This is a genomic window from Pantoea sp. S18 (assembly GCF_045689705.1).
In the GTDB taxonomy this organism is placed as follows: domain Bacteria; phylum Pseudomonadota; class Gammaproteobacteria; order Enterobacterales; family Enterobacteriaceae; genus Pantoea; species Pantoea symbiotica.
This window is the reverse complement of record NZ_CP142688.1, coordinates 802704-822698: the sequence shown is the minus strand read 5'-3', so window position 1 is coordinate 822698 and position 19995 is coordinate 802704. Positions and strand designations below refer to the sequence as shown.

The 19995-nt window shown below is 57.4% G+C and carries 20 protein-coding genes; 12 read left to right on the top strand and 8 right to left on the bottom strand.

Translation table 11 applies throughout. The features are described 5' to 3' along the window. Window position 1: 1 nt before the first annotated feature. A complete protein-coding gene (hrpB, locus tag VIJ98_RS03680; RefSeq protein WP_323272336.1) occupies window positions 2-2476 on the bottom strand; it encodes an ATP-dependent helicase HrpB in 2475 nt (824 codons plus the stop codon). A gap of 36 nt (window positions 2477-2512) precedes the next feature. Here hrpB and thpR point away from each other — a divergent pair, with 36 nt between their 5' ends. The 9 genes from thpR (at window position 2513) to panD (ending at window position 9522) form a co-directional block, all read left to right on the top strand. Beyond that, window positions 2513-3052 carry an RNA 2',3'-cyclic phosphodiesterase gene (gene thpR / locus VIJ98_RS03675; protein ID WP_258145152.1) on the top strand — a complete coding sequence of 180 codons (540 nt, stop codon included), beginning with the start codon at window positions 2513-2515 and terminating at the stop codon, window positions 3050-3052. Next, window positions 3053-3757, top strand: coding sequence for a DNA/RNA nuclease SfsA (gene sfsA, locus VIJ98_RS03670; protein WP_323272334.1), 705 nt, complete (start codon window positions 3053-3055; stop codon window positions 3755-3757). Window positions 3758-4004: 247 nt separating this feature from the next. Then, window positions 4005-4460, top strand: a complete 456-nt coding sequence (gene dksA / locus VIJ98_RS03665) for an RNA polymerase-binding protein DksA (protein WP_007888770.1) — start codon at window positions 4005-4007, stop codon at window positions 4458-4460. 70 nt (window positions 4461-4530) lie between these two features. Beyond that, on the top strand, window positions 4531-5460 hold the full coding sequence (gene gluQRS / locus VIJ98_RS03660; protein ID WP_323272332.1) for a tRNA glutamyl-Q(34) synthetase GluQRS: 930 nt from the start codon (window positions 4531-4533) through the stop codon (window positions 5458-5460). Window positions 5461-5498: 38 nt separating this feature from the next. Continuing rightward, the gene (gene pcnB / locus VIJ98_RS03655; RefSeq protein ID WP_323275728.1) at window positions 5499-6911 is read left to right on the top strand and encodes a polynucleotide adenylyltransferase PcnB; all 1413 of its coding nucleotides are present in this window, start codon (window positions 5499-5501) and stop codon (window positions 6909-6911) included. Further along, the gene (folK, locus tag VIJ98_RS03650; RefSeq protein WP_323272330.1) at window positions 6908-7393 is read left to right on the top strand and encodes a 2-amino-4-hydroxy-6-hydroxymethyldihydropteridine diphosphokinase; all 486 of its coding nucleotides are present in this window, start codon (window positions 6908-6910) and stop codon (window positions 7391-7393) included. The genes pcnB and folK overlap by 4 nt, the downstream gene beginning before the upstream one ends. A 42-nt stretch (window positions 7394-7435) precedes the next feature. After that, window positions 7436-8230, top strand: coding sequence for a 3-methyl-2-oxobutanoate hydroxymethyltransferase (panB, locus tag VIJ98_RS03645; protein WP_061718097.1), 795 nt, complete (start codon window positions 7436-7438; stop codon window positions 8228-8230). Between the two features lie 15 nt (window positions 8231-8245). After that, window positions 8246-9100: a pantoate--beta-alanine ligase gene (gene panC, locus VIJ98_RS03640; RefSeq protein ID WP_256695639.1), complete on the top strand. Its 855-nt coding sequence runs from the start codon at window positions 8246-8248 to the stop codon at window positions 9098-9100. 41 nt (window positions 9101-9141) lie between these two features. After that, window positions 9142-9522: an aspartate 1-decarboxylase gene (panD, locus tag VIJ98_RS03635; RefSeq protein ID WP_007888760.1), complete on the top strand. Its 381-nt coding sequence runs from the start codon at window positions 9142-9144 to the stop codon at window positions 9520-9522. Window positions 9523-9606: 84 nt separating this feature from the next. Here panD and VIJ98_RS03630 read toward each other — a convergent pair whose 3' ends face one another. The 3 genes from VIJ98_RS03630 to hpt all read right to left on the bottom strand — a co-directional run bounded on the left by VIJ98_RS03630 (window position 9607) and on the right by hpt (window position 12029). Further along, on the bottom strand, window positions 9607-10377 hold the full coding sequence (locus VIJ98_RS03630) for an ABC transporter permease (RefSeq protein WP_008108523.1): 771 nt from the start codon (window positions 10375-10377) through the stop codon (window positions 9607-9609). Continuing rightward, complete coding sequence (locus tag VIJ98_RS03625) at window positions 10374-11300, bottom strand: ABC transporter ATP-binding protein (protein WP_323272327.1); 927 nt, start codon at window positions 11298-11300, stop codon at window positions 10374-10376. The genes VIJ98_RS03630 and VIJ98_RS03625 overlap by 4 nt, the downstream gene beginning before the upstream one ends. 192 nt (window positions 11301-11492) lie before the next feature. Then, complete coding sequence (gene hpt / locus VIJ98_RS03620) at window positions 11493-12029, bottom strand: hypoxanthine phosphoribosyltransferase (protein ID WP_008108528.1); 537 nt, start codon at window positions 12027-12029, stop codon at window positions 11493-11495. Window positions 12030-12194: 165 nt separating this feature from the next. Here hpt and VIJ98_RS03615 point away from each other — a divergent pair, with 165 nt between their 5' ends. Beyond that, window positions 12195-13484, top strand: coding sequence for a cystathionine gamma-synthase family protein (locus VIJ98_RS03615; RefSeq protein WP_323272325.1), 1290 nt, complete (start codon window positions 12195-12197; stop codon window positions 13482-13484). On the opposite strand, the gene cueO is transcribed toward VIJ98_RS03615, so the two are convergent. Then, entirely contained in the window at window positions 13477-15066 is a 1590-nt protein-coding gene (gene cueO, locus VIJ98_RS03610) for a multicopper oxidase CueO (protein WP_323272323.1), read from the bottom strand. The two genes, VIJ98_RS03615 and cueO, sit on opposite strands and share 8 nt — an antisense overlap. A gap of 177 nt (window positions 15067-15243) precedes the next feature. Here cueO and VIJ98_RS03605 point away from each other — a divergent pair, with 177 nt between their 5' ends. Beyond that, complete coding sequence (locus VIJ98_RS03605) at window positions 15244-15591, top strand: YacC family pilotin-like protein (protein ID WP_007888732.1); 348 nt, start codon at window positions 15244-15246, stop codon at window positions 15589-15591. Window positions 15592-15650: 59 nt separating this feature from the next. Here VIJ98_RS03605 and VIJ98_RS03600 read toward each other — a convergent pair whose 3' ends face one another. The 3 genes from VIJ98_RS03600 to dtnK are packed head-to-tail and all read right to left on the bottom strand — an operon-like array spanning window position 15651 to window position 18660. Next, on the bottom strand, window positions 15651-16409 hold the full coding sequence (locus VIJ98_RS03600; protein WP_008108534.1) for a DeoR/GlpR family DNA-binding transcription regulator: 759 nt from the start codon (window positions 16407-16409) through the stop codon (window positions 15651-15653). Between the two features lie 6 nt (window positions 16410-16415). Then, window positions 16416-17396 (bottom strand): D-threonate 4-phosphate dehydrogenase, encoded by a 981-nt coding sequence (locus VIJ98_RS03595; RefSeq protein WP_323272320.1) that lies wholly within the window; start codon window positions 17394-17396, stop codon window positions 16416-16418. Further along, a complete protein-coding gene (gene dtnK / locus VIJ98_RS03590) occupies window positions 17389-18660 on the bottom strand; it encodes a D-threonate kinase (RefSeq protein WP_323272318.1) in 1272 nt (423 codons plus the stop codon). The genes VIJ98_RS03595 and dtnK overlap by 8 nt, the downstream gene beginning before the upstream one ends. A 183-nt stretch (window positions 18661-18843) precedes the next feature. Here dtnK and VIJ98_RS03585 point away from each other — a divergent pair, with 183 nt between their 5' ends. Continuing rightward, window positions 18844-19992: an iron-containing alcohol dehydrogenase gene (locus tag VIJ98_RS03585; RefSeq protein WP_323272316.1), complete on the top strand. Its 1149-nt coding sequence runs from the start codon at window positions 18844-18846 to the stop codon at window positions 19990-19992. Window positions 19993-19995: the final 3 nt, after the last annotated feature.

The window sequence follows — 19995 nt, the reverse complement described above, 5'->3', positions numbered from 1 at the left end:
TTCACGATGAAAATTTCTTGGTCCGCCTTGTGGGTAAGGCGTTGGCCGGATCGTCCGGCCACGGATGCTTTGGATAGCGCCCTTTCATCTCTTTCTGCACTTCGGGATAGGCACCGCGCCAGAACGCCGCGAGGTCGCGAGTGATCTGCAATGGACGGTGCGCGGGCGAAAGCAGCTCTAACACCAGCGGTACACGGCCATCGGCCACCGCCGGATTCTGTGCTTCGCCAAACATCTCCTGAATCCGCACCGCCAACGCGGGTGGCTTCTCTGCATCGTAGCGGATCGGCAGGCGGCTTCCGGTCGGCACAGTGTAATGAGTTGGCAGCACAGTATCCAGCCGCTGACGTTGTGACCATGTCAGCAAATGTAATAATGCGCTGACAAGATTGATGCTCTGCAATCCTTTCAGATCGCGCACCGTGCTCATCTCCGGCAGCAGCCAGCTTTCGAGCGTTTCGAGCAGGCTCTCATCGTCCAGCGGCGGCCACGCCTCTTCCGGCAACCACTGCGTGGCACAATGCACCCGCAAGCGTAGCTGCTCAGCGTCTTCTTTCCAGCCCAGCACCGACAATCCTTTTTCGCGGATCCAGCGCAGCATCGCCGGATGCAATATTTCGGCTTCCGGACGCGCCTGCGGCTGTGCTTTCAGGACCAGCGCGCCGATGAGTTCGCGTTTCCACGCGCGCAAGGTGCCTTTCTCCTCGTCCCACTCCACGTCGGTGCGCTGCTCAACTAAGGTTGGACATGCGCGGCGTAGCGCGTCGATATCCACCGGCAGCGCCAGCAACATGCGCGCATCGGCGGCGCTGGCGTCCTGCAGCAGCGTCGGCGCGATTAGCCATTCATAGCGGCTCAAACCATCATGCTCGTTGAGCATCGCGCCAATGCCGTTCGCCAGCTGATAACGCGCGCTATCGCCACGACGCTGCGCCAGACGATCGGCAAAACCGGCGGCTAATAGCTGCGGAAACAGGTCTGGATTAATGGTGCCGCCGCTGGCGTTGAGGCGTTTCTGCCACTGACGCGCACGGCGCTGCCAGTACGACTGCGGATGATTGAGCGCATCACGCAGATCGACGCTGCCGCTGCGTGGAGGATCTTCCAGAATCGCTACCAGCAGTGCGGCGCTGGCGATGGCATCGTTGTTTTGCCCGGCGGCCACCAGAATCGCGCTCAGGCGCGGATCGCTGCCCAGCGCGGCCATTTTGCGACCGCGCGCGTTGAGCTGATGATTCTCCAGCGCGCCTAACTGCGTCAACCGCTCGCACGCCGCTCGCAAGTTGCGCGGCGGCGGCACGTCAAGCCAGGTAAGCTGCGTCGCATCCTGACATCCCCATTGCAGCATATCGATCTGCAGCGAGGTCAAATCGCTATGGAGAATTTCCGGTTCGCTTTGCGCTGCCGCGCGCAGCGCCTGCTCTTGCGGCAGTAAATGCAGGCAGATGCCCGGTTCTAATCGCCCGGCACGTCCGGCGCGCTGGGTCATCGATGCCTGACTGATGCGCTGCGTTTGCAACCGCGTCACGCCGCTGCGCACGTCAAACTGCGCCGAGCGCTCCAGCGCGCTATCGACCACTAAGCGGATGCCTTCGATGGTCAAGCTGGTTTCGGCGATGTTGGTCGCCAGCACCACTTTGCGTCGCCCCGCTGGAGACGGCAGGATGGCGCGGCGTTGCGCCTCCAGCGACAGCGCGCCATATAAAGGAGAGAGATCAACCTCGTCATTGACCCGCGCTTCCAGCTCGCGCTTCACCCGCTCGATCTCCGCTACGCCCGGCAGGAACAGCAGCAGCGATCCTGATTCGTCACGCAGCAGTTGCGCCACCTCGCGTGCCACCGCTTCTTCAAATCGTTGCTGGCTGTTGAGCGAAGCATAGCGGCGCGTGACCGGGAAGCTGCGGCCTTCCGAGACGACAAAAGGCGCATCCGGCAGCAGCTGACGCAAACGCTGATTGTCGAGCGTTGCCGACATCAGCAGGATTTTCAGATCGTCGCGCAATCCTTGCTGCACATCGAGCAGCAGCGCCAACGCGAGGTCGGCCTGCAGGCTACGTTCGTGGAATTCATCGAGGATCACCAGCGAAACACCTTCCAGCATCGGATCGCGCTGTAGCATGCGCGTCAAAATGCCTTCGGTGACCACTTCGAGGCGCGTGTTGGCACCGCAGCAGTTTTCACCGCGCATGCGATAGCCAACGATGCCGCCCGGCTGCTCGCCAAGCAGTTCCGCCAGGCGCTGCGCCACGTTGCGCGCCGCCAGCCGACGCGGCTCCAGCATGATGATGCGGCCGGGCAATTGGGCGTGTTTTAGCAGCTGTAACGGCAGCCAGGTCGATTTCCCTGCGCCGGTCGGCGCCGCCAGCAACACCTGCGGCGATTGCGCCAGCGCGGCCAGCAACGCAGGCAGCACCTCGCTTACCGGTAACTCACTCAAACTCAACTCCCAAAATGCCTGTGCTAAGATGGCGCGCATTGTAGCACTCTGAGGCGCGGATTACCGGAGGCCAACCTGGCAACGCAACGTCTGTTTTTTGCTCTTGAACTGCCCGCTCCGCTCCAGCAACAGCTGGTACAGTGGCGCGCGGATAATTTTGCTGCCGAAGCCGGGAAACCGGTGGCGGCGGCCAACCTGCACCTGACGCTGGCGTTTCTTGGCGAGGTCAGCGATGAGACCTCACGTAAGCTGCAACTGCTGGCCTCACGCATCGAACAACCCGGTTTTGCCCTTGATTTGGATGACGCCGGTCACTGGCCGCGTCCCGGCGTGGTGTGGCTCGGCTGCCAGCGTGCGCCGCGCGGATTACTGCAGCTCGCCAGCTTGCTGCGTGCGCAAGCGGCGCGTCATGGCTGCGCGCAGAGCCCGCAGCCGTTTCATCCACACGTCACGCTGTTGCGCCACGTGGCGCCACAGATCGCGCTACCGCCGCGCGGCTTTCACTGGCGCGCCAATATCCGCCATTTTGCGCTGTTCGCTTCGAACGTCACGCGCGGCCGCACGCGTTATCAGGCGCTGGCCCGCTGGCCGCTACTATCATCCACAGGAGAGTAAATGGAGTTCGATCCGCCACTCAAACCCGCCCGCTTGATCGCCCGTTACAAACGCTTTTTAGCCGATGTGGTTACGCCAGAAGGTGAAACGCTGACCATTCACTGCGCCAATACCGGCGCGATGACCGGCTGCGCCACGCCAGGCGATACCGTGTGGTACTCGACATCCAACAGTGCCACGCGAAAATATTCGCACAGCTGGGAACTCACCGAGACCCAACAAGGCCACTGGATCTGCGTCAATACGCTGCGCGCCAATCAGCTAGTGCGCGAGGCGCTGACGCTCGATAACATTCCGGAATTATCCGCTTACAGCCGCTGCCAGCCTGAAGTGAAATACGGCACGGAAAAAAGCCGAATTGATTTCCTGCTGCAAGCGGATGGCCGATCGAACTGCTATATTGAAGTCAAGTCCGTCACCCTTTTACAAGCAGGTAAAGGCTATTTTCCGGATGCGGTGACGGCTCGTGGACAGAAACATCTGCGCGAATTGAGCACTATCGTGGCAGAAGGTCATCGAGCCGTTTTGTTGTTCGCAGTTTTGCATACGGGGATTGAGGACGTTTCCCCGGCACGCCATATCGACGTGCACTACGCAGAACTACTGGAACAGGCGCAGCGTTGTGGTGTGGAAGTTTTAGCGTATCAAGCTCAAATCTCACCGTTAAAGATATTACTGACGCATCCGATTAACGTAGCGTTGTAATATTTATAGCAATTTGGTGTGATAGGAATGTTCTGGGCGAGGCGCTGAATACGCGATTGTTCAGAGGCTTGTCAAGTAGTGGTCAGGAATAATTGCCAACCTTGATTGCTTCTGCTATTTATAGCGGCCTGTTTTTTTCCCTTTATGGGAATCGATAAGCCCTAAATCGTTCGGGTTGTAGGCACACAGTCAACGCACATGCAACTTGACGTATTTAGGGAAGTGCGTGTTATCCAGGAGAAACAACATGCAAGAAGGGCAAAACCGTAAAACATCGTCCCTGAGTATCCTCGCCATCGCTGGAGTTGAGCCTTATCAGGTGAAACCGGGCGAAGAGTATATGAACGACGCCCAGCTAGGCCATTTCCGTAAAATTCTGGAAGCCTGGCGCAACCAACTTCGGGATGAAGTAGATCGCACTGTGTCACATATGCAGGACGAAGCTGCTAACTTCCCGGATCCGGTCGACCGTGCTGCGCAGGAAGAAGAGTTCAGCCTGGAATTGCGTAACCGCGATCGTGAGCGCAAACTCATTAAAAAGATTGAGAAAACGCTCAAGAAAGTGGATGACGACGATTTCGGTTACTGCGACTCCTGCGGTGTAGAAATTGGTATTCGCCGCCTTGAAGCGCGTCCGACTGCCGATCTCTGCATTGACTGCAAAACGCTGGCAGAAATCCGCGAGAAGCAGATGGCTGGCTAATGGCCGTGAGCAAATTGCTACCGCACAGCCGGGAAAATCCCTGTTTTCCCGACGTGCGGTACACTTCGTTATGAATCCTTCACTCTGCATTGGGCGTTTCGCCCCCTCTCCTTCGGGTGACCTCCATTTTGGTTCGCTGATTGCTGCATTAGGCAGTTACCTGAGCGCGCGCGCCCAACAGGGACGCTGGCTGGTGCGCATTGAAGATATCGATCCCCCACGTGAAGTTCCCGGTGCCGCAACGCGTATTTTGCAGCAGCTGGAACATTATGGTCTGCATTGGGATGGCGAGGTTATGTGGCAGTCACAGCGCCACGACGCCTATCGCGCCGCGCTGAGCTGGCTGCAAACGCATCGACAAAGTTACTTCTGCACCTGTACGCGCAGCCGCATCCAGCAGCTGGGAGGCTTTTATGATGGTCACTGCCGCGATTTGCAGCTGCCGCCTGACAACGCCGCGCTGCGCCTGCGTCAACATGCGCCGGTTAACGGCTTTGACGATCGCCTGCGCGGCCATTTGCAGGCTGAACCGCAGCTGGCGCAGGAAGATTTTATTATCCATCGCCGTGATGGGCTGTTTGCCTACAACCTCGCGGTGGTGGTCGATGACCATTTTCAGGGCGTGACGGAAATCGTGCGCGGCGCGGATTTGATTGAGCCAACGGTGCGCCAGATTGCGCTGTATCAGCAGTTTACCTGGCCGGTGCCGGATTACCTGCATTTGCCGCTGGCGGTTAATCGTGATGGCAATAAGCTTTCCAAGCAGAATCATGCGCCCGCGCTGCCCGATGGTGATGCGCGCCCGTTGTTGGTGCAAGCTTTGCGCTTTCTTGGTCAGCCGGTTTCGCCAGGCTGGCAGGATGAATCGCTGGAAAGCCTGTTGAAACAGGCGGTGGCGCAGTGGAATATCCGTCTGATTCCGTTGCAGAACGGTCTTAAAGAGGATGAAACGACATCACCATTCCTAAATGGTTCTCAACAGGCTATGATTAGCCGCTGATTTTATTAACACCCTTTTTCTCACTGTCGAGGTGTCCCATTTTTACCCGAGTCGCTAATTTTTGTCGGAGAGTCCTCAAGCGTGATGAGGAGGCGCCTGAAGAGGTGGAAGCTGAAAGTCCTGGTCAGATGACTGTCATTCCACGAGAAAGCCACAACATCTCACGCAAAGATATCAGCGAAAACGCCCTCAAAGTGCTCTATCGCCTGAACAAAGCCGGATTCGAAGCCTACCTGGTGGGCGGCGGCGTGCGCGATTTGCTGCTCGGCAGCAAGCCAAAAGACTTTGATATCACCACCAACGCCACGCCTGAACAGATGCGTAAACTGTTCCGCAACTGCCGTTTGGTGGGTCGTCGTTTTCGTCTGGCGCATGTGATGTTCGGTCCGGAAGTGATCGAAGTCGCCACCTTCCGTGGTCATCATCATGAAGAGAGCGAAGAAGATCGCAACAGCTCGCAGCGCGGCCAAAACGGCATGCTGCTGCGTGACAACATTTTCGGCAGCATTGAAGACGATGCCCAGCGCCGCGATCTCACCATCAACAGCCTCTATTACAGCGTGGCCGATTTCACCGTACGCGATTACGTCGGTGGCTTGCACGATCTGCACGAAGGCATCATTCGCATGATTGGCGATCCGGAAACGCGCTATCGCGAAGATCCGGTGCGTATGCTGCGCGTGGTGCGCTTCGCCGCTAAGCTGCAGATGCGTATCGCGGCAGAAACTGCCGAGCCGATCCCGCGTCTGGCGACGCTGCTGAATGACATTCCGCCAGCGCGTATGTTTGAAGAGTCGCTCAAGCTGCTGCAGACCGGTTACGGTTACCGCACCTATCAGATGATGCGCGAATATCAGCTGTTCCAGCCGCTGTTCCCTACGCTGACGCGCGGTTTCACCGCCGAAAGCGACAGCCTGATGGAACGTATGGTGGCGCAGGTACTGAAAAATACCGACACCCGCATTCAGAATGATATGCGCGTCAATCCGGCCTTCCTGTTTGCCGCGATGTTCTGGTATCCGCAGCTGGAATCCGCCGAACGCATTGCGCAGGAAAGCGGCCTGACCTATTACGATGCATTCGCCTTGTCGATGAACGAAACCCTGGATGAAGCCTGCCGCGCGCTGGCGATTCCAAAGCGTATTACTACGCTGATTCGTGATATCTGGCAGCTGCAGCTGCGCATGTCGCGTCGTCACGGCAAGCGTGCGTGGAAGCTAATGGAGCATCCTAAATTCCGTGCCGCTTACGATTTGATGGCGCTGCGTGCCGACGTGGAAAACAATCCTGAGCTGCAGAAGCTGACGCATTGGTGGGGCGAGTTCCAGGCGGCGGCACCGGTGCAGCAGAAAACCATGATGACCACGCTTGGCGACGATCCGGCACCGCGCCGTAAACCGCGCCGTCCGCGTCGCCGTCCAACCGGGCCTCGCACTAACAGCCCGCAATGACCCGCGTTTATCTCGCTTTAGGCAGTAATCTGGCCGATCCGCTGCATCAGGTTGATGCAGCGTTGGCCGCGCTAGACGCCATTCCGCATACTACGCGCATCGCCACCTCATCGCTGTATCGCACACCGCCGTACGGTCCGCCGGATCAGCCTGATTACCTTAATGCGGTGGTTGAGCTGGAAACTGCGCTGGCGGCCGACGCGCTGCTCGATCATACCCAGCGCATTGAGCTGGAGCACGGTCGCGTGCGTAAAGCCGAACGCTGGGGACCGCGCACGCTGGATCTCGATATCATGCTGTTTGGCAACGAAACCATTCACACGCCGCGCCTGACCGTGCCGCATTACGACATGCACAATCGCGCTTTTATGCTGGTGCCGCTGCTGGAGATTGCCCCGCAATTGTCGCTGCCGAACGGGCAAGCTTTATCTGCCATTCTTGCCACTCTGGATCGCAGCGCTATCCGTTTGTGGTCTGAGTAAGCCGTAGTACACTGCGCGCATCAGAAAACTCTGGAGCGTGTGATGAAACCAACAACCCTCTCCCATTTACGCCAACTCAAAACCAGCGGCCGCAAATTTGCCACGCTGACGGCGTACGACTTCAGTTTTGCCCGCCTGTTTGCCGATGAAGGCATTCAGGTGATGCTGATTGGTGATTCGCTCGGCATGACCGTGCAGGGCCACGAATCGACCTTGCCGGTCACCGTGGACGATATCGCCTATCACACCGCCGCCGTGCGCCGTGGCGCGCCGCTGGCGCTGCTGATGGCCGATCTGCCGTTCATGAGTTACGCCACGCCGGAACAGACGTTCACTAACGCCGCACAGCTGATGCGCGCGGGCGCCAATATGGTGAAGCTGGAAGGCGGCGAGTGGCTGGCGGAAACCGTGCGTATGCTGACCGAGCGCGCCGTGCCGGTGTGCGGCCATCTGGGCCTGACGCCGCAATCGGTGAACATCTTCGGTGGCTATAAAGTGCAGGGCCGCGATGAAGCCGCCGCTGAACGTCTGCTGGCCGATGCGCTGGCGCTGGAAGCCGCCGGTATGCAGCTGCTGGTGCTGGAGTGCGTGCCGGTGGCGCTGGCGGAACGCGTCACCAAAGCGTTGTCGGTGCCGGTGATCGGCATCGGCGCGGGCAACGTCACTGACGGACAGATTCTGGTGATGCACGACGCCTTTGGCATTACCGGCGGCCACATTCCCAAATTTGCTAAAAATTTCCTCGCTGAAACCGGCGACATTCGTGCGGCGATTCGCCAATATATCGCCGACGTTGAAGCGGGCCTCTATCCAGCCGCTGAACACAGTTTCCAGTAAATCAGGAGATTTGCAGTGCTGATCATTGAAACACTGCCGATGCTGCGTCGTGAAATTCGTCGCTGGCGTCAGGCAGGCAAACGTATCGCGCTGGTGCCCACCATGGGCAACCTGCACGACGGTCATCTGACGTTGGTCGATGAAGCGCGCGAGCGCGCCGACGTTGTGGTGGTCTCGATTTTCGTTAACCCGATGCAGTTTGATCGTCCCGACGATCTGGCGCGCTATCCGCGCACGCTGCAGGACGATTGCGAGAAGCTGAATCGTCATAGCGTGGATCTGGTGTTCGCACCCGCGCCGGCTGATGTCTATCCAAAAGGCCTTGATAGCCAAACCTTCGTGGAAGTGCCGGGTTTATCATCGCTGCTGGAGGGTGCCAGCCGTCCGGGACATTTCCGTGGCGTCTCCACCATCGTCAGCAAACTGTTTAATCTGGTGCAGCCCGACATCGCCTGCTTTGGCGAGAAGGATTTCCAGCAGCTGGCGATCATCCGCAAGATGGTGGCGGATATGGGCTTCGATATCGAGATTGTCGGCGTACCAACGGTGCGCGCGAAAGATGGCCTGGCGCTGAGTTCGCGCAATGGCTATCTCACCGCCGACGAGCGTAACATCGCCGCCGGTCTCAGCCAGGTGATGAACAGCATGGCCGAACGTCTGAGCAACGGCGAGCGGCATGTCGAAGAGATTATCGAGCACGCGGAAGTGGCGTTGCGTGAGAAGGGTTTTCGTCCGGATGGACTGGCGATTTGCGATGCCGAAACCTTACAAGCGCTCAACGTGGACAGCCAGCGCGCGGTGATTCTGATGGCCGCATGGCTCGGCAATGCGCGTCTGATTGATAATCAGCAAGTGGATCTGACGGAGTAGTTTTCCGTCGTTTATTGGCAGCTTAACAAGGTTAGACAGTTATGATTCGCACCGTACTTCAAGGCAAACTGCATCGCGTTAAAGTCACTCAGGCAGATTTGCATTACGAAGGTTCCTGCGCCATTGACCAGGATTTCCTCGACGCCTCCGGCATTCTGCAATATGAAGCCATCGACATCTACAACGTCACCAACGGCCAGCGTTTTTCCACCTACGCAATTGCCGCTGAACGTGGCTCGAAGATCATCTCAGTCAACGGTGCCGCCGCGCGTTGCGCCTGCGCTGGCGATATCATGATCATCTGCTCTTACGTGCAGGTCGAAGATGAGGTCGCGCGCAGCTGGCAACCGAAAGTCGCCTATTTCGAAGGCGATAACGAAATGAAGCGCCTCGCCAAAGCGCTGCCGGTTCAGGTCGCCTGATACAACAAGGGCGGGATTAAATCCCGCCCTTGTTATTTGTAGGGTCGCCATTCATGGCGACCTTCTTAAAGATCGCTCTTAAACCTACGTACGCAACCCGCGCCCACGCTGAATCAGCGAATACACCAGCACATAAAACACCACGATAAAGGCGATCAACACCGACAGGGTAAACACCAACGGCACATCGCTAATACCAAGGAAACCGTAACGGAAGCCGCTGATCATATACACCACCGGATTCAGCTTCGACACCGCTTGCCAGAACGGTGGCAGCAACGTCAGCGAGTAGAACACGCCGCCGAGATAGGTTAACGGCGTCAGCACGAAGGTCGGAATCAGGCTGATATCGTCAAAGGTGCGCGCGAATACCGCATTCAGCAGGCCCGCCAGCGAGAACAGAATCGCCGTCAGCAGCAGCGTCACCGCCACCATCGACCACGAATGCACGTGGAACGGCACGAAGAACAGCGAAATCGCGGTCACCAAAATTCCCACGCACACGCCGCGCGCCACGCCGCCGCCGACATAACCGGCGATGATGATATGCGTTGGCACCGGCGCCACCAGCAGCTCTTCAATGTTGCGCTGGAACTTGGCGCTGAAGAATGATGACGCCACGTTAGCGTAAGCGTTGGTGATCACCGCCATCATGATTAGCCCCGGCACGATAAACTGCATGTAGCTGAAACCGTGCATATCGCCGATGCGTGAACCAATCAGGTTGCCGAAGATAATAAAGTAGAGCGTCATGGTGATCACCGGCGGCACCAGCGTCTGAATCCAGATGCGGGCGAAGCGATTGATCTCTTTGCTCCAGATGCTCTTGAGCGCCACCCAATACAAGTGCGTCATGCTTTCACTCCTGTTTTTCCCTGTGTCAGGCTGACGAACAGCTCCTCAAGGCGGTTAGCTTTATTGCGCATGCTCAGCACCTGCACGCCCTGCACGCTCAGCTGGCTAAACACGCTGTTGAGGCCTTGCTCGCGCATCACTTCCACTTCCAGCGTAGAGGTATCGACCAGACGATACTGGAAGCCCTCCAGCTGCGGCAGCGGGCTGCGCGGTGCTAAATCGAGAATGAAGGTTTCGGATTGCAGCTTAGAGAGTAGCCCTTTCATCGAGGTGTTCTCCACCAGCTCGCCGCTCTGAATAATACCGATATTACGGCACAGCATTTCCGCCTCTTCCAGATAGTGCGTGGTGAGGATGATGGTGGTGCCTTTGATATTCAGCTCTTTCAAGAAGCTCCACATCGAACGGCGCAGTTCGATATCCACGCCCGCAGTCGGTTCGTCGAGGATCAGCAGCTTCGGCTCATGCATCAGCGCACGCGCAATCATCAGGCGACGCTTCATACCGCCCGAAAGCATACGCGCACGTTCGTTGCGTTTGCCCCACAGATCGAGTTGATTGAGGTATTTTTCCGCGCGCTTGTTTGCTTCGGCGCGTTCAACGCCGTAGTAACCAGCCTGATTAACCACAATCTGCATCACGGTCTCAAACGGGTTGAAGTTGAACTCCTGCGGCACCAGCCCGAGCTGGCGCTTGGCGTTGACCACGTCTTTTTGCAGGTCATAGCCAAACACGCGCACGCTGCCGCCGGTTTTATTCACTAACGAGCTGATAATACCGATGGTGGTGGATTTTCCGGCGCCGTTTGGCCCCAGCAAGGCGTAAAAGTCGCCCGCTTCCACGTTGAGATCGAGTCCTTTCAGCGCCTGTACGCCGCCGGGATAGGTTTTGGTCAGCCCGGAAATTTCCAGTGCATATGTCATTGCGAATCCATACCTTGTTGTAGAGACATCAAAGGCCTATGAAAATGGTAATGCGCACGAACGATGTCGCGGTCATTAACATTAAGAAATCAATGGAGTTTAGCAGAGAGTGAAGCCAGCCCATAAGTCGTTGACTCACGGGCTGCGCAGTGTATCGCAGGCGGGGGAGATTAGCCTTGGACGATTGTGCGGTTATTCACCGGTTGGGATAACTTTGCCGATATACGGCAGATGGCGATAGCGCTGGGCGTAATCGATACCAAAGCCCACCACGAACTCATCGGGAATGGTGAAGCCCACGTATTCGACGGTGACGTCCACTTCGCGGCGCTCGGGCTTATCCAGCAAAGTACAAATCGCCAATGACTTTGGCTCGCGCAGACGCAGGATCTCGCGCACTTTGCTCAACGTGTTGCCGGAATCGATGATGTCTTCCACGATCAGCACGTCCTTGCCACGAATATCTTCATCGAGATCTTTAAGGATTTTCACATCGCGGGTGCTCGACATGCCGCTGCCGTAGCTTGACGCAGTCATAAAGTCGACTTCATGCGGCACGTCGATGGCGCGGCACAGATCGGCCATAAACATAAAGGAGCCGCGCAGCAAACCCACCAGCACCATTTCGCTGCCGCTGTCGCGGTAGTGCTCGTTAATCTGCTTGCCCAGTTCGGCAATTCGGGTTGCGATCTCTTGCTCGGAGATCATCACGTCGACGGTATGTTTCATTGCATGCGTCCAGTTACGGTTTTTGGAAAGCCACGAAGTCTATCATAGTCGAGCCAGCGTCTAACGCCGCGCACAGAACGCAAACGATTCCGTGGCGAAATTTATCGCGCTGGCGTTAACTGTAGGAACCTGTCCGCCCTTTCACCGCCGAGTTCTGGAGTTCCTATGACCGCTTCATCCAGTAAAAAAACCAAGATTGGTACGCGCGAGTTGCACCCGGAAACGCAGATGCTGAATTACGGTTACGATCCGCAGTTATCGGAAGGCGCGGTGAAACCGCCGGTGTTTCTCACCTCCACCTTTGTGTTTAACAGCGCCGAAGAGGGACAGGACTTTTTCGATTTCGTCGCCGGACGCAAGCAGCCGCCGGAAGGCAAAAGTGGCGGGCTGGTCTATTCGCGCTTCAACCATCCCAACAGTGAAATCGTTGAGGATCGGCTGGCGGTGTACGAAGGCGCGGAAAGCGCGGCGCTGTTCTCTTCCGGAATGTCGGCAATTGCCACCACGCTGCTGACGTTTGCGCGTCCGGGCGAAGTGATTCTGCATTCCCAGCCGCTGTACGGCGGCACCGAAACGCTGCTGAGCAAAACGCTGCACGATTTGGAGATCAAAGCGGTGGGTTTCAGCGATGGCACCGACGAAGATAAGGTGCATGAAGCGGCAAAACTGGCGTGGCAGCGCGGACGCGTAGCGCTGATTCTGATTGAGACACCCGCCAATCCGACCAACAGTTTGGTGGATATTCAGTTGATGCAGCAGGTGGCGGATGTGATTGCGCAGCAGCAAGGATCGCGGCCGATTCTCGCCTGCGATAACACGTTGCTCGGCCCGCTGTTTCAACGTCCGTTGCAGCACGGTGCGGATTTGTCGCTCTACTCACTGACCAAATATGTCGGCGGCCATTCGGATCTGATTGCCGGTGCGGTGCTGGGGAGCAAAGCGCTGGTCGGCAAAGTACGTTCGCTGCGCAGCGCCATCGGCACACAGCTGGATCCGCACTCCAGCTGGATGATTGGTCGCTCGCTGGAAACGCTGTCGCTGCGCATGGAGAAAGCCACCAGCAATGCCGAAAAAGTGGCGGCATTTTTACGCGATCATCCGCAGGTGGAAAAACTGCATTGGCTGCCGTATCTGGCGGCTGAAAGTCCGGCGGGCAAAACCTGGCAGCGCCAGTGCAGCGGCGCGGGTTCAACCTTCTCATTTGATATTCGTGGCGGGCAAGCGGCGGCGTTCCGTTTCCTCAATACGCTGGAACTGTTCAAGCTGGCGGTGAGCCTCGGCGGCACCGAATCGCTCGCCAGCCATCCTGCTAGCACCACCCATTCGGGCGTGCCGCAGGATGTTCGGCAACGTATTGGCATCACCGATGCGACCGTGCGCTTGTCGATTGGTATCGAACATCCTGACGACTTAATTGAAGATATGCGCCTGGCGCTGGAAGCCTCGGTTAACTGACGCTAAATCCGAGCATCATGCCGGTATCTTCATGTTCCAGCAGATGACAATGCGCCATGTAGGCATTGTCGGCGTTAGCGACATAGTTGAAGCGCACCAGCACTTCGCTGCGCCAGCCGTTAACGCTGACCATGTCCTTCCAGCCGGCGCGATGCGGCGCTGGCGGCTTGCCGTTTTCTGACAGGATGCGGAACTGCGTGCCGTGAATGTGGAACGGATGCAGCATTTGATCGCCTTCACCGGAAATCGTCCACTTCTCCAGCTTGCCCAACTCAACATTGAACATTGGCTTGGTCATGTTGAACGCCTGGCCGTTGATCTTGTTGCCGTTGTGGAAATCATAGGCGGCGGTTTTACCGTGACTGCCGTGATCCATCGCCATCTCGCCATGATCCATCGGCTTGGCGCTGTGACTCATATCCATATTGCCATGATCCATTTTCATATCGCCCATGGCTTTATCGCCGTAGCGATCCATCAACGCCTGCATGCCTTGCTGATCAAGCTGCGGATCCATCATCAGCTGCAGCCAGCGGCTTTGCAGACCTTCGGTGGCAGGAATCGGCGGCAGATCCACCAGCTTGTCCGGCAATGTGCCGCTAGCCAGCACGCGCAGCGGCAGAATATTGACCAGCGGCAGCGGTTGATCGAACGGCGCCAGCGTCATGCCCATTTGCGTGACCGGCAGCGTCACCACGTCAAAGGCTTTACCATCTGAGGTATCCACCAGCACTTCAAAACGCTCGCCCGGTAGCAGCGGCAAGCTCTCCACTTTCACCGGTTCGGCCAGCAAACCGCCGTCGCTGCCGATCACATACAGCGGACGTTGATCGCTGGTAGCGATATGCAGCGAACGCGCGTTACAGCCGTTGAGTAACCGCAGACGCAGCCAGCCGCGCGGCACCGCATGCTGCGGATATTGCACGCCGTTGGTCAGCATCATATCGCCGAACCAGCCGACGGCGGCACGCATGATATCGAGCTGATAATCGATTTGCGTTCCCGCTTTATTCAACTGCTTATCCTGGAAAATCAGCGGCACATCGTCTTCGCCCCATTGCATTGGCAGACGCAATTTTCCGGACGCTTCATCTTCCAGCAGCACCAAACCGGCCAGACCTTGCGCCACCTGATAACCGGTTTTACCGTGTTGATGTGGATGGAACCAGCAGGTCGCGGCAGGTTGATCGGGCGTGAAACTCACCTGACGGGTCGCTCCGGGCGCAATGATCCCCTGCGGGCCGCCATCGACATCGCCGGGAATTTCCAGACCATGCCAGTGCAAGGTGGTGGCTTCTGGCAGCTGGTTATGGATATTCACCGTAACCGCTTTTTCGCGTTGCAGACGCAGCGCAGGCCCGAGCAATCCACCGTTGTATCCCCAGGTTGGCACCGCTTTGCCATTCCATTGGCTGCTGCCGGTCATCGCGGTTAAGTTATATTGCCCGCGTGCATCAGGCTGCAAAATAGAGGGAATCGGCAATAATGGGCGTGTGGCGGCCATTAGTGAGCGGCTCCACAGCGGCAGCGCACCGGCGGCGCTGAGTGCGGCAGTCAACTTTAGAAAATGACGACGTTGCATATTCTTATCCTTGTCGTGAATAAGGGCACAGCGTAAACCTTTACCCTGCGGGAGGGTCAAGCCCTGAAACAGAATGCACTGATAAAAATGGCGGGAATGACCCGAAAGGGCAAATTTAGCGGAATACCGGCAATAACTGTGCTAACGTCAATAAATTGTCCCTTGTTGAGAATCATTATGACGAAAAGCATCAAGATCCTGCTGCTGGCGGGACTCCTTGGCTTCTCCTCCACCAGTTTTGCCCTGAGCGAATCCGAAGCAGAAGATCTGGCCGACCTCACCGCTGTGTTCGTTTATCTCAAGAACGATTGTGGCTATCAGGATTTGCCGGACGCACAGATTCGTAAAGCGCTGGTGTTTTTCGCCCAACAAAACCGTTGGGATTTAAGCAACTACAGCAATTACAACATGAAGTCGCTGGGCGAAGAGAGCTACAAGGATTTGAGCGGCATCGCCATCACCAACGACAAGAAGTGTAAGTCGCTGGCGCGCGATTCGCTGAGTTTGCTGGCTTACGTTAAGTAATCAGATTGGGTGCGGGCTGATGCCCTCACCCCATTCCTCTCCTGTGGGAGAGGAAAATGTTAAGTTAATTGCAAACCCAATCCACGCTCGCGCAGGTCGCGGCATACCGCTTCATCCAGACGCGCATCCGTTACCACATCGGTCAGGCTATCAATCGGCGCGGCGCAATACAGCGACCATGAACCGTATTTACTACTGTCAGCCAGCAGAACACGGCGGCGTGCATTGGCCAGCAGATCCATCTTCAATCCGGCTTTATCTTCGGTTGGCGTGGTAATCCCGCGTTCGATGCTCCACGAGTTGCAGCTGACAAAGGCGATATCGGGATTGATGCTGCGCAGCAAGCGACGTCCATGTTCACCAATACACGACTGGCTGGAATCATCGATGCGTCCACCAATAATGGTGGTTTCGATTTGCTTAAATTCGGAAAGAAACAGCGCGATGTGCAGATCGGCAGTGATCACCCGCAGCTTGAGGTGCGTCAGCTGGCGCGCCAGCTCCAGCATGGTAGTGCCGGCATCCAATACCACCGCATCACCCGATTGCACGTAGCTGGCGGCAAACTGCGCGATGGCCTGCTTCTCGGCGAGGTTACGCTGCATCTTCTCCAGCGTGGTCGGCTGATTGGGGATAAAGCGATTAAGCGTGACGCCGCCGTGGCTGCGGCTAATAACGCCCTCTTTATCCAGCTTGATCAGATCGCGGCGGATCGTCGCTGGCGAGGCAGAAATAGCGCTCACCAGTTGTTCAACAGTGACCAAATTATGGCTCTTCAGATAGTCCATAATCTGGTCGAGACGGCTTTGTCCCTTCATATTTCCCTATGCAAGCTGCATCGCGAGTTTAATGGAGATCGCCATGCTCGCAGAGTTCGCTTTACCTGTCCAGGCGATATCAAACGCGGTGCCGTGGTCCGCCGAGGTGCGGATAAACGGCAAGCCAGCGGTGATATTCACACCATCATAAAAACCTAATAATTTCAGCGGGATGTGCCCTTGATCGTGGTACATCGCTACCACCATATCGTACTGCCCTTCCTGACACTGCAGGAACACGGTATCTGGCGGGCATGGGCCGCTGACATCAATGCCCTGCGCTTTCATCGCCTGGATGGCGGGCGCGACAATAGTGATCTCTTCATCGCCAAACAGACCGTTTTCACCGGCATGCGGATTAACGCCTGCCACCGCGATGCGCGGCTTGTCGAAACCGACGCGGCGCAGGAAGCTGTCGGCCATACCGATCACCGTCTGAATGCGCTCGCCGTTTAAGGTATCGAGGAACTTGCGCAGCGCAATATGCGTGGTGACGTGAATCACTTTCAGCTTATCGGTGTAGAGCACCATGGCGTAATTTTTGGTGTTGGTCAGTTGCGCCAGCAGTTCGGTGTGGCCGGGATAAAGATGCCCCGCCGAATGCAGCGCCTCTTTATTTAACGGTGCGGTGGCAATCGCCTGCACCTCGCCAGCCAGCGCCAATTCGGTAGCGCGTTTGACGCAGCGCCAGGCCAAATCGCCCGCCGCTTTCTGCACCACGCCGGGCTGCAACGCGGCGGCATCCGCCAGCGGCTCATCAATCACGTTGATAATGCCGGGCGCGAAGTGCGCATCTTTGACCTGGTCGAGCACGCGCAGTTCAGCCTGCGGCGTGACATTGAGTCCCATCACCCGACGCAGCGTGTTGGCGCAACCCACCACCACGGCAGGCACGCCCGCTAACTCACCTTCTGCCAGCGCTTTAATGATGATCTCCGGGCCAATGCCCGCCGGATCGCCCATGGTAATCGCAATAATTTTACTCACTCGACTTCTCCTCAATAAAACGAATGGCTTCTACCAGGGTGTTTTCGTCACCAAAGCCACCTGCTTTGGTCATCACCGGCAGGTGTAATTCACTGTTAAGCAAAACCCCGTGCGGCACGCAGCCCGCCACAAGGCCCTGAATCTGGAAACCGCTCGCGCCAAACGCCTGTGCCACGGCAATCGCCACATCACCGCCAGAGAGATACAGCCCAGCGGGCTGCACCTCGCGGCACACGCGGCGGATTATCTGCGCGAGAAACTGGCAGATGCGCTCGCCCAATAACTGACGTGAAACCTGATGCTGTTGGCATAACTGCTCGATCTCATGACGCTGATCGGCGTGTTGCGTAGTGCGCACCACGCAATGCGCGCGGTCGTACAGCGCCTGCTGCATTGCCTGCTGCCACTGTTCAGCCTGCGGCCAGGCCGGTTGGGCAAACAGCTGGCGGATATCAATATCGATAACGCGGATGTCGCGCTGGCTGGCGAGGCGCGTAATCTGCTGCTGCGCAATCGCGCTCATCGAGCCAACCACAGCCAGCACCGGACGCGGCTGACGCGCCGCCAGCATCGCGCCAAGCGCATCGCTGAGCCCGGACGCACCGGCCAGCAATGGACGCGCCTCCAGCGTGGCTGCCGCGGCCATTAATAAGGCAATGTCGCCGTCCTGCTCGATATCCACCACCAGCAAACCTTGCTTGCTGCCAAGTACCTGCGCCAGCTGGTCGCCACGCAGCGTGGCGAGATCGAGGGTTTCACCCGGCAAGGTGCTCTGCATCTGCAATCGCGTCAGCACATGACCGCTGGTGACCGGCGTTTTAGGATCGCTGGCGAATTCGCTGTCGATCAGGCGTTGCTGATGGATCCACACTTCACCCGCACGCGTGGTGCGTCCAAGCTTCGGCACCGCCGGCACCACTAAGGCCAATGTTTTGCCGCTGGCCTGCATTGCGGCTTCGATTTCCGCGCCGGGATTGCCGCGCAGCGTGGAATCAATCTTCTTAAACAACCAACCATCGTTAGCGATGGCCTGATGTTGCTCAATCGCCGCCCGCGTGCGGCGGGCCGCTTCCTGTTCGCTGAGCGCACGGCTATCGGTGCTGATCACCAGCACATCGGCGGCATCAGCGTCATGCGGCGTGCTGCTATCAAACAGCACATGCACACGCGCTCCGGCTTGTGCCAGCCCGCTGCCCGCGTCATTGGCGCCGGTGAAATCATCGGCAATCACCAGGACTGGCGTTTTCCATGGCGGTAAAGTCATGCTCTCTCCTCTTCCGGCCGCTGCCGTGCTGCAATGATTATATTCAATCATGATTGATTATATGTGAGCAAGATCAAATTAATCGAAATCAATTTGTCCTATAAAATTAGGCACTGTAGTGATAGACCTCGCGCTGCTTGAGCAAATTTAATCATTCGGCACAAAAAAACGTAAGGGTAAGAGATGAATATCAACAGCACCGTGATCAGTGGCTTTCAGGCGCTTAATGACCTCAGCTATTTACTGCAAGGTAAAGAAAAAGCGCTGCTGGTGACCGATAAGAATATTGAAGGCATTCCGGCGGTGCAGACGCTAATCGCCCAACTGAAACAGCAGATTGCCAGCCTGAGCATCGTCAATACGGTGCCGCCAGAACCCAGCCAACACGATGTGGCAGCCATTGTCGCCGCGCTGCCGAGCACCGATGTGGATCTGGTGATTGGCGTCGGTGGTGGCAGCGTACTGGACGTCGCCAAGCTGCTGTCGATTCTGTGTGTCGAAGGCGCGCCGACACTGGATGCGCTGCTGGCGGGTGAAAAACCGCAGACGCGCACCACTTCGCTGCTGATTCCGACCACCGCAGGTACCGGCTCAGAAGCCACGCCTAACGCGATTCTGGCAATCCCCGAGAAAGAGACCAAAGTCGGCATTATCACGCCGGTGATGCTGCCAGATTATGTCGCGCTGGTGCCAGAACTTACTACCAGCATGCCACCGCACATCGCCTCTTCCACCGGTATCGATGCGCTGTGCCATTTAATCGAGTGCTTTACCGCTACCGTGTCGAATCCGGTGAGCGATAACTATGCGCTGATCGGCATGAAAAAGCTGTTTGCCAGCCTCGAAACCACCATCGCGGAGCCGGATAACCTTGAAGCGCGCCTGAATATGCTGTGGGCGTCTTATTACGGTGGCGCATCGATTGCGCATGCCGGTACGCATCTGGTACATGCAATGTCTTATCCGCTGGGCGGCAAATATCACCTGCCGCACGGCGTCGCCAACGCCATTCTGCTCGCGCCCTGTATGCGCTTTGTGCGTCCGGCGGCGGTGAGCAAATTCGCTCAGGCTTACGATCTACTGCCGGATGCCGATACCTCGCTGGACGACGAAGCCAAATCCCACGCGCTGGTGGCGTATTTTGCCGCGCTGGTGAAACGCCTGAAGCTGCCCGCCAGCCTGGAAGAGCTGGGTATCGGCCCGGATCATCTGCCGTATCTGGTGGAAGCCGCGCTCGACGTGCAGCGCCTGATGAAGAATGTACCGATGAAAGTGGGCGCCGATGACGTACGCAACGTCTACCTGACGCTATTTCCGGCTTTGAATCACTAAGGA